Source organism: Rhodococcus sp. TAF43 (assembly GCF_052113525.1).
Classification (GTDB): Bacteria; Actinomycetota; Actinomycetes; order Mycobacteriales; family Mycobacteriaceae; genus Prescottella.
On the sequence record NZ_JBFRDL010000007.1, the window covers coordinates 1 to 13,801 of the forward strand.

A 13,801-nucleotide genomic window follows, 5' to 3' on the forward strand; every position below is an offset into this window, starting at 1 on the left:
CGCTGCCGATGAGCTCATCGCCGGAACTGGGCGCGGCGCTGCGGACCGCGCTCGGCTAGTGCGTGTCTCCCTGCGGCCCGGTGTCAGCGCAAGATGTGCGCGGCGCGGGCGGCGCGCAGCCAATCTGGATACTCCGACAACAGGAGTCGGTACAGCTCCGCATCGGAGAGCGCGTCGACTTTGTTCACGGAGAAGAATCCCGCATTGTCGACTTTCCGACCGGACATTGTGTCGAGCTTCTCGAGCACACCGAAGCTGCTTCGGCCGATCCCGATGAACTGCCAGAACGCCGGCCGAGCTGATGCCCGGCGCATCAGCTTTTCGATGGCAGAGCGTTTGCTGAATCCGCCATCGGTGAAGAACAGGATCAGCGTCGGTACGGTGGTGTTCTCGTCCAAGCCGGCGAGAACCTCAGTCATGATGGGGATCTCGTCGTTGAAGCCACCGATCTCGTTGTCGTAGTCGATACCGCCGTGTACCCCTTGCAGATGGATGTACTCGTCGATCCACTGGTCGGCGCGGTCGACTGTCACGTCGGGGAGCTTGGCGAAATTGACGCCGTACAGGTATGCCTCGAGCTGTCCGTCGGCGTCGAGCTGCGTGGCCACCGGGACCATGCGGCGCACAGTCTCCTGCACCTCGCCGTCAGAGTAGCGCCGGCTCATCGATCCGGTCTTGTCGATCACCAGGATCACCCGACCGACGTAGTCTCGGGCGCCGTTGGCGAGCAGGACCTTCGCGACCTCCTTCTTGCGCAGGTCCAGCTTCTGTCGCTTCTCCAGCGACAGCTTCGCCTCAGCCGGAACCGTGCGAACCCCGTCTGCGTCCACCGTCGCCACCCCCGCAGGTGGGGTCGGCGCGGTTGCCGTGACAGCAGGTACGGAGATGGAGGTGGTGGGTTGTGCCGGTGTGTCGTCAACGGCGACGCCATGCTCGGTGACCAATGCGACCAGGCCGTCGTTCCATCCGGCGGAGACGTTGCGAACCTTCCATGCCCCGTTCCGGCGGTACACCTCGAGCAGCACCGCGGAGCGCTCGGTGGTCAGTCCCTCCGCAGCCGCGGTGACGGTCGTCCCGCCAGGTTGGGTCACGGCAACCGCCAGCGCGGGCACCGCCGACAGTGGGCCGGTTACGGTTTCGTCGACCGACACCGCTATCGCGATCCGCTCGATTCCCGCGGGRATCGCCGCGAGATCGAGTCGCACCTGCCCCTGGGCCACGAGGGTGACTGCACCCTCCGGGGAGGTCGGGTTGTTGAAGAACACCAGGTCCTCGTCGCTGCGGACCTTGCGACGCTCGTCGAGTTGGAACACGAACAGGTCGACGCTGCCGGGAGAGGTTCCGGTCACTCCGATCGTGGTGGCAGTGGTGGCGACGCTGGTATTGGCGCCTCGGGTCAGGGCGGTCACGGGTCGGTCAGTCCTTTCGGCAGGAGGAGGAGCCCGGGCGGACCCTCTGGCGGATGCTGTTGCGTGACTGGCTCATCGCCGCGAAGCATATGACCCCACCGCTCGGGCACCATGCGGCTCGTGCCGAATCCCGACACCGATCACCGATGTCGTCAATGCTGGCTTCCCAGCTGGCTGCTGATCTCCTGGTTGATCTGATGCAGTCCTGGCGAGGAGACCCCCGGCAGCATGCCGAGGATGCTACGAACCAGCGACTGATCGTTGATGACCTTCTCGCTGGACTGCACCAACACGGTGCCGGCGCCGGTGAAGTCGTATTGCCGTTCCTCGCCCGACTGCACGCCGACGCGGCGCGCGGCGGCCTGCACGAACCCGGTCACCCACGCTTGGTCGAAGTGGTGGCTCGGCGACGGGCAGTCCGCCCACCCGACAAGCGCTTCCGGGTCCACCCGCACCGGTGGCTCGACGAACATGACCGGCCCGTTCGATGACGCGAGGAACTTGCCGGTGCCGATCAGCGTCACAAAGCCCGGAACGATCGATTGGTTGAGCGCCAGGGCGGGCTCGAACGCCAGAAGGTTCGCGGCTCGAATGGTCAGGTTGCCGTCATCGAGGTCGTAGGAGTTGATGTCGTAGCCGCGGTCGCCGAGGATCAGCTTGCCCTGTCCGTCGGCGACGACGAAGTCGTGCAGGTGCAGGGGAGCGGAGAACTGCTGGGCGACCATCTGCAGCATGTGGCCCTGCAAACTGTGCTGGAGCGAGGTGAACGTCATCTGCCCGTAGTAGGCGATCATCGCGCCCTTGGACATGAACCACGGGTGCTGCAGATCCACGGTGAACGTGTAGTGGTTGCCTGGGATGTTGTCGTTGCCGGGCAGCGTCGCCGGATTCCAGACCGTGCTCACAGTTTCTCCTCCGATGCCTGGACCAACACCACACCGTGACCGGTGCACTCGAGTTGTATGTTCTCCCCGCCGCTGCGGGCGACGTTGCGCCAGCTCATTCCGGACTTCAATGTCGTCGTCACCGACCCGAGGGCTGCGACGTAGGCCTGCGGATCGACCATCACCGGCCGATCGGGGGTGACCTGGAGTTCCAGAAATCCGCCGTGACCGAGGACCACCGCGAAACCGTGCCCGGAGAGCTGTGTGGTCGACATGCCTTGCCCGGTGGCCACTCCTGCGGCGGCGCCACGCAGCGTCCCCCGCAATCCGCCGCCCCCACCACTGGACGGGGCGGCTGCGGAGACGACCGAGACCTGCAACCCGCTCGTGTAGGCCAGCAGACGGGAGGCTTCGACTCGCAGTTGCCCCGCGGCCGAAACGTCGACGATGTGGGTTTCGATTCCGCGGAACCCGTAGTGCACGGAGCCGGTTCCCTGCGCGAGCATCGTCGCCTCGTGCTCGCCGTGGAGCATTCGGCCGGCCATGGCCCCGAGCCCGCCACCGCCCCCGAGACCCGGGACGTGGTGCGGGGTGAACTGCACCTGCCCGGTGTAGAACAGCATCGCGCCGCGGCGCGCCACCACGGGCCCTGTCCGGCCCAGATCCACGGTGACAACTTTGTCGTTGACCTGTGTGAACATCCGTTGCTCCCTGTCTCCGCTGTGACGGATCAGCGTTCGGCCGGTTGGATCGACACCACGCCTGTGCCGTCCCACTTCAGGGAGAACGCCTCACCGTTGCCCTGGCCCACCGCGGTCCGCCAGGACGCATCGGTGACGAACGACTGGGTGAGTTGACCGCGAGCGCACACGAACGCATCGGGGTCGACGACCAGTGGGTGCTGCGGGGCCACCTCGAGGTGGACGAGAGGACCGCCGTGGGACATCAATGCGACCTGGCCGGTGCCGGTGACCGTGGTGGTGAACAGGCCCTGGCCGCTCATCGCTCCGCGCAGTCCGGTGAATGACACGGCGGTGCGTAGGTTCCCGGTCAGTGCCAGTAACTGTTCGGATTCGACCTGCAGCGTCTCGCCCGCCATTTCGATGAGGGTGAGATCTGCGGCGTCGTGCGCGAGATAGACGGTGCCGGTGCCGGTGCACTCCATCAGCGACAAACCCTCGCCGGTGGTGCGTTGTTTCAGCGCTGCGAGCACCCCGTCGCCGCCACCGAATCCGGCGGACTTGAACGTGACCTTGCCGTCGTAGGCGATCATCGATCCGCTCAGTGCGCGGATAGTGTCGCCGGTCAGGTGCGCCTCGAGGATCCTCTTGGATCGCTGCACCAACTGCATGTTCGTCTCCCCATACGTTCGACCGGCAGCCCTTCGCCGGCGACATCTCGGTACAGAGTGAATCACGGGGGCCTGGAGGTGAACTCGACCGCCTCGGGAACTGGGCGACCCAAGTTGATCATTGCGGGCCAACCGAGTTGCTCACGGGGGCTGGGGTTCGTCTCCTGTTCGGCGAGGAGTCGCAGCCAGGTGCTCCGATCCGACCGTCTCTCTTCAGGAGACACGCTCTGGGGTGCAGGGCCCCGTACGCCGCGGTCCCTACCCGGTCGGCGGGGTGAACAGCAGCGGGGTGATGGTTCCGTAGCCGTCGTCGCCCTCGATGTGCCAGGGCACCCTCGAGCGACCCTCACCGACCCGGGACCACAACGTCGTGAGCCAGGTCGCGGCGGCGTCGACCACCGTGTCCTGGATGCAGAAGGGCGTGTTGCGGGTGGGCCAGAGCGGAACGTCGGGGTCGAGTCCGTCCTCGGTGTGGACCACCCCGAACAGGTGGCGGTGGTCGTCGATCGGCCGGTTCAGCACGAAGGCGTCCGGGCCGTCGAATCGCGCCCACACATCGAAGGTTCCCTCCCCGTCCTGATCGGGGAACACGTCGAACCACAGGGCGGTCGCCTCGGTGGGGCAGGCGTCGAGAATCTCCGAAATCCGCTGCGCGGCAGTCTCCGTGTAGCGGCCGAGGACGGTCGCCAGTTCCGACAGGTACTCGGTGCGGTTCACGACGGAATAGTAGCGCCGGGACCCGGCCGGCGGCGGCGAGGGAACCGTTCGACGATTCGTCGCGTCCTACAGAGCGAACGGATTCGAAAAAGGGGAACGGCGGCGGAGGGAGTGGGCGAATGGATCGGTGCCCGAGGGGAGCCACGTATCGGCGGCCGACATTGCGCGCGTCGGCCGGGCCGCGCAGCGGTGGACTGCTGTCGACCGGATGTCGGCCACGACCGATCGTGGCCGACACCGGTGAACCTCCGCAGTCGGTCCGGCCCGTCGACGACCAGCCGGAATGACGGACGTCGAGGTCAGGCGCGGGGCAGTGCGCCCGCCGCGGTCTCGTCGAGCAGCCACACGGTCTTCTCGATCCCCCGAGCACCCGCGGCCGGGATCTCCTCGGCGGATGCGCCTCCGATCGCGGCGGCGACCGCGTCGGCCTTCGCCTCGCCCGAGACGATGAGCCACACCTCGCGCGCCGACTGCAGCGCCGGCAGCGTGAGCGTCACGCGGACCGCCGGCGGCTTGGGGGAGTCGGTGACGGCGACGACCAGCTGCTTACTCTCGCGGACCGCATCGGTGTGGGGGAACAGCGAATTGATATGTCCCTCACCGCCCATACCCAGCAGGTGGATGTCGAACAACGGGCCGGTGCGATCGGACCCGAACGCATCGAGCACCTCGGCGTACGCGGCCGCCGCGGTGACCGGATCGCTGTTGTACGCGCCGTCCGATGCCGCCACCACGTGCACCCGGGACTGGTCGACCGGGACGTGGTCGAGCAGGGCCTGGTGTGCCTGCACCTCGTTGCGCTCGGGATCACCCGAGGGCAGGAAGCGTTCGTCGCCGAAGAACACGTCGAGCGCCGACCAGTCGATCGCACCCGGGTTCTTGCGGACGTGCTCGAGCAGTGCGATGCCGGTGCCGCCTCCGGTGAGGACCACCGATGCCGACCCGCGCTCGCGCTGCGCCGCGACGACGGCGTCGACGAACCGCGTGGCCGCAGCCTGCACCAGTGCGTCGGTGTCCGGGTACCGCTGGATCTCCTGCTGTGCATTCACGTCAGACATATTCCACCTTCGACAGTCCGGTCAGGGCGGCCTCGTAGATCTCGTCCGGGTCCAGTCGGCGCAGTTCCTCGGCGAGGCAGTCGCGGGTCTCGCGCCGGGCCAGCGCCACCAGGGCGTCGGGCTGACCGGTCCGGCTCAGCGTCGCGGTCGTCTCGGCCTGCGGGCGGCTGATCGAGATGGTGTCGTTCGCGAGCTTCAGCTCGACGAACAGATCACCGGTCTGCCGGCGGACCGGGCCGTCGATGCGATCGGCCAGCCAGCCCGCGAGCACGTCGAGGGCCGGTTCGGTGGCCAGACCCGACACCGTCGCCGAGACGATGCGCTCGTGCGGCGGCTGGTCGAGGGCGGAGGTCAGCAGCGCGCGCCAGTACGTGACCCGGCTCCACGCCAGGTCGGTGTCCCCGGCGGTGTACGACCCGAGCCGGCTCTTGATCGTCGATGTCGGGTCCTCGGCGCCGGTGGCGTCGGTGATGCGGCGGATCGCCAGGCGACCCACCGGATCCAGTGCCGGCACGGTGGGGGCGTCTTCGGGCCACCACGCGACGACGGGGGTGTCGGGCAGCAGGAACGGGACGACGACACTCGCCTCGTGGTCGGCAAGCTCTCCGTACACCCGCAGCACCACGACCTCGGAGGCGCCGGCGTCGCCGCCGACCCGGATCTCGGCGTCGAGATGTGTCTCCTCCGAGCGGGATCCGCGCGCCACCACGATGACGCGGCAGGGATGCTCCCGGCTGGCCTCGTTCGCGGCGTCGATGACGTCCTCGGAGTTCTTGCTGTCCCGGGTGCACACGACCAGCGTCAGGACGCGGCCCAACGTGACGGCGCCGCCGGACTCGCGGAGCTCGACGAGCTTCTTGTTGATCGCTCCGGTGGTGGTTCCCGGCAGCTCGATGATCACGGCCTTCTCCATTCACGACCGGTGCGGCGCATCATTTCCTGCGCCGACGGCGGACCCCACGTGCCTGCCTCGTAGGGCTCGGGCTTGCCCTGCTTCGCCCAGTGTTCGAGGACCGGGTCGAGGATCTTCCACGACAACTCGACCTCGGCGTTGACGGGGAACAGGGACGGCTCGCCCAGCAGGACATCGAGGATCAGCCGCTCGTAGGCCTCCGGGGAGGACTCGGTGAACGCCTGTCCATAGCTGAAGTCCATGTTGACGTCCCGGACCTCCATGCTCGATCCCGGCACCTTGGAGCCGAACCGCATGGTGACGCCCTCGTCGGGCTGGACCCGGATCACGAGGGCGTTCTGGCCGAGGTCCTCGGTCATGGTCGCGTCGAACGGCAGATGCGGGGCCCGCTTGAACACGACGGCGATCTCGGTGACCCTGCGGCCCAGCCGTTTTCCCGTACGCAGGTAGAACGGCACCCCGGCCCAGCGGCGGGTGTCCACCTCGAGGGTGATCGCCGCGTAGGTCTCGGTGGTGGAGTCCTTCGCGAATCCCTCCTCCTCGAGGAGGCCGACGACCTTGCGTCCGCCCTGCCACCCACCGGCGTACTGACCGCGTGCGGTGGTCTCGTCGAGGGGCTCGGCGAGGCGGGTCGCGGAGAGCACCTTGATCTTCTCGGCCTGCAGCTCGGACGGTTCGAAGCTGATCGGCTCCTCCATCGCGGTGAACGCCAGCAGCTGCAGCAGGTGGTTCTGGATGACGTCCCGTGCGGCGCCGATACCGTCGTAGTACCCGGCGCGCCCCCCGAGACCGATGTCCTCGGCCATCGTGATCTGCACGTGGTCGACGTAGTGCGCGTTCCAGATCGGGTCGAACAACTGGTTCGCGAACCGCAGCGCCAGGATGTTCTGGACCGTCTCCTTGCCCAGGTAGTGATCGATGCGGAACACCGTGTCCTCCGGGAACACGTTGTTCACCACCGCATTGAGTTCCTGCGCGCTCTCGAGGTCGTGCCCGAACGGCTTCTCGATGACCACCCGGCGCCACTGCCCGTCGGCGGACTTGGCCAGACCCGACGTCGACAGCTGTTCGCACACCGTGGGGAACTGGGCGGGCGGAATCGACAGGTAGAAAGCGTGATTGCCGCGGGTGCCGCGTTCACGGTCCAGGGCGTCGAGGGTGTTCGAGAGGTTCGTGAAGGCCTCGGCGTCGTCGAAGCTGCCCTGCACGAAGCGAATGCCCTTCGCGAGCTGCTCCCACACGTCCTCGCTGAACGGTGTGCGGGCGTGCTCGCGCACGGCGTCGTGCACGACCTGGGCGAAATCCTGGTCCACCCAGTCACGCCGGGCGAACCCGACCAGAGCGAACCCGGGCGGCAGGAGGCCTCTGTTGGCGAGGTCGTAGACCGCGGGCATCAGCTTCTTGCGAGCCAAATCGCCGGTGACACCGAAGATCACCAGGCCACAGGGGCCGGCGATGCGAGGCAGTCGCCGGTCCCTGCTGTCCCGAAGTGGGTTGGTCCAACCGTCCGCCGCGGGTCCGCTCACGGGGTCAGCTCTCTCGAGCAGCGGTGAGCTGCTCCGAGATCGCGTCGAGGAGCTCGTTCCACGAGACCTCGAACTTGTCCACGCCCTCCGTCTCGAGCTTGTCGAACACCGCGGGGATGTCGATACCGACGGCGGCGAGCTGGTCGAAGACGGCCTGCGACGCCGCGGCGGTGCCCGAGATGGTGTCCCCGGAGACGACGCCGTGATCGGCGACCGCTTCCATGGTCTTCTCCGGCATCGTGTTGACCGTGTGAGGGGCGACGAGCTCGGTGACGTACAGCGTGTCCGAGTAGTCGGGATTCTTCACACCGGTCGAGGCCCACAGCGGACGCTGCACGCGGGCGCCGGCGGCGGCCAGCGCCTCCCAGCGCGACCCGCCCTCGAACACCTGCTGGTACGAGGCGTACGCGAGGCGGGCGTTGGCCAAACCGGCCTTGCCGCGCAGTGCGAGCGCCGCGTCCGAGCTGATCTTCTCGAGCTGTCCGTCGATCTCGCTGTCCACGCGGGAGACGAAGAACGACGCGACCGAGTGGATCTTCGACAGATCGTGTCCGGCGGACTTCGCGGCCTCGAGGCCCGCGAGGTACGCGTCGATGACGGCCTCGTAGCGCTCGACCGAGAAGATCAGCGTGACGTTGACGCTGATGCCCTCCGCGATCACCCGGGTGATCGCGGGCAGACCCGCCTTGGTGGCCGGGATCTTGATCAGCAGGTTGTCGCGGTCGACGAGCTTCCACAGTTCGATGGCCTGCGCCACCGTCGCGTCGGTCTCGTGTGCCAGTCGCGGATCGACCTCGATCGACACCCGGCCGTCGACACCGTCGGAGGCCTCGGCCTGCGGGGCCAGCACCTCGCACGCTGCCCGGACGTCGTCCGTGGTGAGCGCGCGGACGGTCTCGTCGACGTCGGCGCCGTTCTTCGCGAGCTCGCGCAGCTGCGCGTCGTACGCCTCGCCCTTGGTGAGGGCGCCCTGGAAGATCGTCGGGTTGGTAGTGACGCCGACGACGCTGCGGGTCGCGATCAGCTCCGCGAGGTTGCCGGTCTCGAGCCGCGTGCGCGACAGATCGTCGAGCCACACGGACACACCCGCCGCGGACAGCGCCGCGAGGTTTGCATTCTGGGTTGCGGTGTCAGTCATGGTGATTCATCCCTTCACACGTGCGAGGGTGCGGCGAGCCGCATCGGTGACCGCCTCGGCCGTGAAGCCGAACTCGCGGAACAGCGTCTTGTAGTCGGCGGAAGCGCCGTAGTGCTCGATCGACACGGCCTCGCCGTCACTGCTGATGAACTTGTACCACGGCATCGCGATACCGGCCTCGACGGAGACGCGGGCCCGCACCGCCGGCGGCAGCACCGCGTCGCGGTAGGCCTGGTCCTGCTGCTCGAACCAGTCGAGGCAGGGGACCGACACGACGCGGGTGGCGATGCCGTCGGCTTCGAGCACCTCGCGGGCGGCGACGGCCAGCTGCAGCTCCGAACCGGTACCCAGCAGGATCACCTCGGGGGTGCCCGTCGACGCCTCGGCCAGGATGTACGCGCCACGGGCGACGCCCTCGGCGGCCTTGTCGCGGGTGCCCTCGAGGACCGGGATGTCCTGACGGGTCAGGGCCAGGGCGGTGGGGCCGGTCTTGTGTTCGAGCGCGGCCTTCCAGGCCTGCGCGGTCTCGTTCGCGTCACCCGGACGGATCACGGACATGTTCGGGATCGCACGCAGCGCGGCCAGGTGCTCGATCGGCTGGTGCGTGGGGCCGTCCTCGCCGAGACCGATGGAGTCGTGCGTCCACACGTAGATCGCCGGCGTCTTCATCAGCGACGCCAGTCGGACCGCGGGACGCATGTAGTCGCTGAACACGAGGAACGTGCCGCCGTAGGCGCGGGTGGGTCCGTGCAGCACGATGCCGTTGAGGATCGAGCCCATCGCGTGCTCGCGGATGCCGAAGTGCAGCGTCCGGCCGTAGGGCTGCGCGTTCCAGTCCTTGGTGGAGATCGACGTCGGACCGAACGAGTCGGAACCGTCGATCGTGGTGTTGTTGCTGCCGGCGAGGTCGGCCGAGCCGCCCCACAGCTCCGGCAGGATCGGGCCCAGCGCGTTGAGGGTCTTGCCCGACGCCTTGCGGGTGGCGACGCCCTTGGCGTCCGCGTCCCACGTCGGCAGGTTGTCGGTCCAGCCCTCGGGGAACTCGCCGGCGTGGAGGCGGTCGAACAGCGCCTTGCGCTCGGGCTCGCGAGCGGCCCACGCGTCGAAGTCGGCCTGCCACTGTGCGTGTGCCGCGGCGCCTCGATCCAGGACCTCACGGGCGTGCGCGAGCGCGGCCGGATCGACGTCGAAGCTCTTCTCCGGGTCGAATCCGAGGGCCCGCTTGACGCCGGCGACCTCTTCGGCGCCCAGAGCGGCACCGTGCACGTCGCCGGTGTTCATCATGGTCGGCGCCGGGTAGCCGATGATCGTGCGGAGCAGGATGATCGACGGCTTGTCGGTGACCGCCTTGGCGGCCTCGACAGCGTCGAGGATCGCGGAGACGTTCTCGCCGCCCTCGACGGTCTGCACATGCCAGCCGTACGCCTCGTAGCGCTTGGCGACGTCCTCGCCGAGGGCGATCGCGGTGTCGTGTTCGATCGAGATCTTGTTGTCGTCGTAGAAGACGACGAGGTTGCCCAACTGCTGGACACCGGCGATCGACGACGCCTCCGACGTGACGCCTTCCTCCATGTCACCGTCGGAGGCGATCACGTAGACGTAGTGGTCGAACGGGCTGGCGCCGGCCGCGGCGTCCGGATCGAACAGGCCGCGCTCGCGGCGGGCGGCCATCGCCATGCCGACCGAGGACGCCAGGCCCTGGCCGAGCGGCCCGGTGGTCATCTCGACGCCGACCGTGTGGCCGTACTCCGGGTGGCCCGGGGTCAGCGAGCCCCACGTGCGCAGTGCCTCGATGTCGGACAGCTCGAGTCCGTAACCCGACAAGTACAGCTGCAGGTACAGCGTCAGGCTGCTGTGGCCGCAGGACAGGACGAAGCGGTCGCGACCCACCCATTCCGGGTTCTTCGGATCGTGGCGCAACACCCGCTGGAACATGGTGTAGGCGAGAGGTGCGAGGCTCATCGCGGTGCCCGGGTGGCCGTTGCCGACCTTCTGGACGGCGTCCGCGGCGAGGACTCGGACGGTGTCGACGGCCTTGGTGTCCAGGTCGGTCCAATCGGCAGGGTGGACCGGTTGCGTGAGGACGCGGATCTCGTCTGTGATCGACACGGGCAGATGTCTCCTGACATGGTTGTACGTGGAGCCGGAGGGAGCTGTGGGCGTTAGCGGGCCTCTTGTGCGCCTCCAGCCTAGTTGTGCCTCCCCATTCGGGTCGATTCGGTTCGCAGGTTTGCGGCGTCTACCATCGTTTGTAGTAGTGCAGTAGCAAGCGAGGATGTAGTCGCGTGGGGCAAGGAGATAGCGTGCGTACAGGGCATCGGCCGAGCGGACATGGCTTCGGCAGCCCCGCCGCCGCATCCGAATCGAAGACTGCGCGGGACACCACCACGCTGTGGGGCCGCGTTTCGGCGACGATTCTGGCGTACATCGCATTGACGAAGCCGCGGGTGATCGAGCTGCTGCTCGTCGCCACGATTCCGGCGATGCTGCTCGCGGACCGCGGCCACATCGATCTCGTCCTCATCATCAGCACGCTGTTCGGTGGATGGATGGGCGCGGCGAGCGCCAACTCGCTCAACTGCGTCGTCGACGCCGACATCGACAAGGTGATGAAGCGGACGGCGCTGCGTCCCCTCGCACGTCAGGCCGTCCCGACCCGGCACGCTTTCGTGTTCGGCATGACGCTCGGTGTCGCCTCGTTCCTGTGGCTGTGGTGGCGCGCCAACCTGCTCGCCGGGTTCCTCGTGGTTCTCACCATCGCCTTCTACGTGCTCGTCTACACGATGGTGCTCAAGCGCCGGACGTGGCAGAACGTGATCTGGGGCGGCGCCGCCGGCTGCATGCCGGTCATGGTCGGCTGGGCCGCGGTCACCGGATCGCTGAGCTGGGAGCCGGTCGTCCTGTTCCTGATCATCTTCTTCTGGACGCCGCCGCACACCTGGGCGCTCGCGATGCGCTACAAGGAGGACTACAAGGCTGCCGGTGTCCCGATGCTCCCGGTCATCGCGTCCGAGGAACACGTCACCAAGCAGATCGTGATCTACACGTGGGCGACGGTCCTCGCGTCGCTGGCGCTGGTCCCGGCGGCCGGCTGGATCTACGCGGGCGTCACCCTGCTGGCCGGCGCGTGGTTCCTGTTCGTCGCTCACCAGCTGTACAACAGCGTGCGCGGCGGCACCCCGATCAAGCCGCTCAAGCTGTTCCTGCAGTCCAACAACTACCTCGCGGTCGTGTGCTGCGGACTCGCCGTCGACTCCGTGCTCGGCTGGAACACCATCGCCAGTTACTTCTGACGAACTCTCGGCGAGGGCCCTGGTCGTTTCGACGACCGGGGCCCTCGCCGTTCGACAGCCTCCGTCGTTCGACGGGCTTGCTAGGGCACCAGCACGATCGACCCGATGGTCCGGCGTCCCTCGAGGTCCCGGTGCGCCTGCGCGGCGTCCGCGAGGGGATATGTGCCGCCCACGCGCAGTTTCAATGTCCCGGCGGCGATGGCGTCCAGTACCGCACCGGCGCGCCACGTCAGCTCTTCCCGATTCCGCACGTAGTGCGCGAGCGTGGGGCGGGTGACGTACAGCGATCCGGAGGAGTTCAGACGCTGCAGGTCGAAGGGCGCGACGGGTCCGCTGGCGGCCCCGAACAGCACGAGGGTGCCGCGGATCCGCAACGACGCGAGACTCGCGTCGAACGTGTCCTTGCCGACGCCGTCGTACACGGCGGCGACCCCTTCGCCGCCGGTGAGCTCACGAACCTGGTCCGCGAGCCCGGCACCGTACCGTAGGACCCGCCACGCGCCGGCCTCGCGCGACAGCGATTCCTTCTCGTCGCTCGACACCGTCGTGATGACCTTGACGTCCTTCGCGGCGGCCATCTGGGTGAGCAGCAGGCCCACCCCGCCGGCTCCGGCGTGCACGAGGACGGTGTCCCCGGCCTGCGCGGGAAACGCCGACTCGATCAGGTAGTGCGCGGTCATGCCCTGCAGCAGCGCCGACGCCGCGAACTCGGGAGCCACGCCGGCGGGCACCTTCACCGCCACCGCGGCGGGCACCGCGACCTTCTCCGCGTAGCCGGCGGCCGCGGCCGCCCACGCGACGCGGTCGCCCACCGCGAAGTCGGTGACGTCGGACCCGACCTCGAGGACCACGCCGGACCCCTCGTCGCCGGGCACGTATGGGACGTCGCGGGCATAGGTTCCGGTGCGGAAGTACGTGTCGATGAAGTTGATGCCGATCGCCTCCGTGGCAACCAGCAGGTCACCGGGGCCGATCTCCGGATCGGGCACCTCTGTGGGGACGAGAACCTCCGGACCGCCGAACTGGGACACCACGATTGCACGCATGCTCTTTGTTCTACACCGGCTCACGCCGTGCGGTACCGGAAGGTCGTGACGGTCGTTCGGCTACCGCACAGTAGTCTGGCCCCATGAGCACCGATACCCAGAGCACCGCTGCGGCCCCGGTCCTGCCCTCGGGCACGGTCGCCGCGATCCGCAAGTTCCTGTCCGAGCACGGTGGATCCGCGAGCGCGGTCATCCAGCCGGTGGGTCGCGCGGGCGTGCGCATCACCCTCGTCGGCGCCGACGGCATCCTCGGCGACCAGGTGGTCGACACGGTCGCGATCGCCAACGCCGTCGTGGCTTCGTTCGACGAGATCACGGTCTCCGAGTGGGACCGCGCCCTCACCAGTGTCGTGACCCCGCGCAAGGGTCATTTCGCGAAGATGGCGGGCTGGGTGGCCCACCAGACGCGATTCCCGAAGGCTCGCAACGAGCGCTGACACCTGAGAAGGCCGGGTCCCCGCGGTAG

At 68.1% G+C, this 13,801-nt stretch carries 13 protein-coding genes; 2 read left to right on the forward strand and 11 right to left on the reverse strand.

Annotated features, from left to right (window positions below; all coding sequences use genetic code 11):
• Nucleotides 1–83: 83 nt before the first annotated feature.
• From AB4Z09_RS07020 to tkt, 10 genes are all read right to left on the reverse strand, one after another.
• Nucleotides 84–1,409, reverse strand: coding sequence for a vWA domain-containing protein (locus tag AB4Z09_RS07020; protein WP_442239416.1), 1,326 nt, complete (start codon nucleotides 1,407–1,409; stop codon nucleotides 84–86).
• Nucleotides 1,410–1,561: 152 nt separating this feature from the next.
• Entirely contained in the window at nucleotides 1,562–2,314 is a 753-nt protein-coding gene (locus AB4Z09_RS07025; RefSeq protein ID WP_442239417.1) for an AIM24 family protein, read from the reverse strand.
• Complete coding sequence (locus AB4Z09_RS07030) at nucleotides 2,311–2,994, reverse strand: AIM24 family protein (RefSeq protein WP_442239418.1); 684 nt, start codon at nucleotides 2,992–2,994, stop codon at nucleotides 2,311–2,313. Before AB4Z09_RS07030 ends, AB4Z09_RS07025 begins: the two co-directional genes overlap by 4 nt.
• A 29-nt stretch (nucleotides 2,995–3,023) precedes the next feature.
• The gene (locus tag AB4Z09_RS07035) at nucleotides 3,024–3,644 is read right to left on the reverse strand and encodes an AIM24 family protein (protein ID WP_114722720.1); all 621 of its coding nucleotides are present in this window, start codon (nucleotides 3,642–3,644) and stop codon (nucleotides 3,024–3,026) included.
• A 258-nt stretch (nucleotides 3,645–3,902) separates the two neighbouring features.
• Complete coding sequence (locus AB4Z09_RS07040; RefSeq protein ID WP_442239419.1) at nucleotides 3,903–4,361, reverse strand: DUF6389 family protein; 459 nt, start codon at nucleotides 4,359–4,361, stop codon at nucleotides 3,903–3,905.
• Nucleotides 4,362–4,660: 299 nt separating this feature from the next.
• Complete coding sequence (gene pgl / locus AB4Z09_RS07045) at nucleotides 4,661–5,419, reverse strand: 6-phosphogluconolactonase (protein ID WP_114722722.1); 759 nt, start codon at nucleotides 5,417–5,419, stop codon at nucleotides 4,661–4,663.
• Complete coding sequence (gene opcA, locus AB4Z09_RS07050; RefSeq protein ID WP_368077042.1) at nucleotides 5,412–6,320, reverse strand: glucose-6-phosphate dehydrogenase assembly protein OpcA; 909 nt, start codon at nucleotides 6,318–6,320, stop codon at nucleotides 5,412–5,414. The genes pgl and opcA overlap by 8 nt, the downstream gene beginning before the upstream one ends.
• Complete coding sequence (gene zwf, locus AB4Z09_RS07055) at nucleotides 6,317–7,858, reverse strand: glucose-6-phosphate dehydrogenase (protein ID WP_174909992.1); 1,542 nt, start codon at nucleotides 7,856–7,858, stop codon at nucleotides 6,317–6,319. The genes opcA and zwf overlap by 4 nt, the downstream gene beginning before the upstream one ends.
• A 4-nt stretch (nucleotides 7,859–7,862) precedes the next feature.
• Nucleotides 7,863–8,996: a transaldolase gene (gene tal, locus AB4Z09_RS07060; RefSeq protein ID WP_174909994.1), complete on the reverse strand. Its 1,134-nt coding sequence runs from the start codon at nucleotides 8,994–8,996 to the stop codon at nucleotides 7,863–7,865.
• A 6-nt stretch (nucleotides 8,997–9,002) separates the two neighbouring features.
• Nucleotides 9,003–11,105, reverse strand: a complete 2,103-nt coding sequence (gene tkt, locus AB4Z09_RS07065; RefSeq protein WP_442239420.1) for a transketolase — start codon at nucleotides 11,103–11,105, stop codon at nucleotides 9,003–9,005.
• A 194-nt stretch (nucleotides 11,106–11,299) separates the two neighbouring features.
• Here tkt and AB4Z09_RS07070 point away from each other — a divergent pair, with 194 nt between their 5' ends.
• Complete coding sequence (locus AB4Z09_RS07070) at nucleotides 11,300–12,289, forward strand: heme o synthase (protein WP_174909998.1); 990 nt, start codon at nucleotides 11,300–11,302, stop codon at nucleotides 12,287–12,289.
• A gap of 80 nt (nucleotides 12,290–12,369) precedes the next feature.
• Here the strand turns inward: AB4Z09_RS07070 and AB4Z09_RS07075 are convergent, their stop codons facing one another.
• Entirely contained in the window at nucleotides 12,370–13,335 is a 966-nt protein-coding gene (locus AB4Z09_RS07075; protein ID WP_114722728.1) for a quinone oxidoreductase family protein, read from the reverse strand.
• Between the two features lie 83 nt (nucleotides 13,336–13,418).
• Between AB4Z09_RS07075 and AB4Z09_RS07080 the strand changes: the two genes are divergently transcribed.
• The gene (locus tag AB4Z09_RS07080; protein ID WP_114722729.1) at nucleotides 13,419–13,772 is read left to right on the forward strand and encodes a hypothetical protein; all 354 of its coding nucleotides are present in this window, start codon (nucleotides 13,419–13,421) and stop codon (nucleotides 13,770–13,772) included.
• The last annotated feature ends 29 nt before the right edge of the window (nucleotides 13,773–13,801 follow it).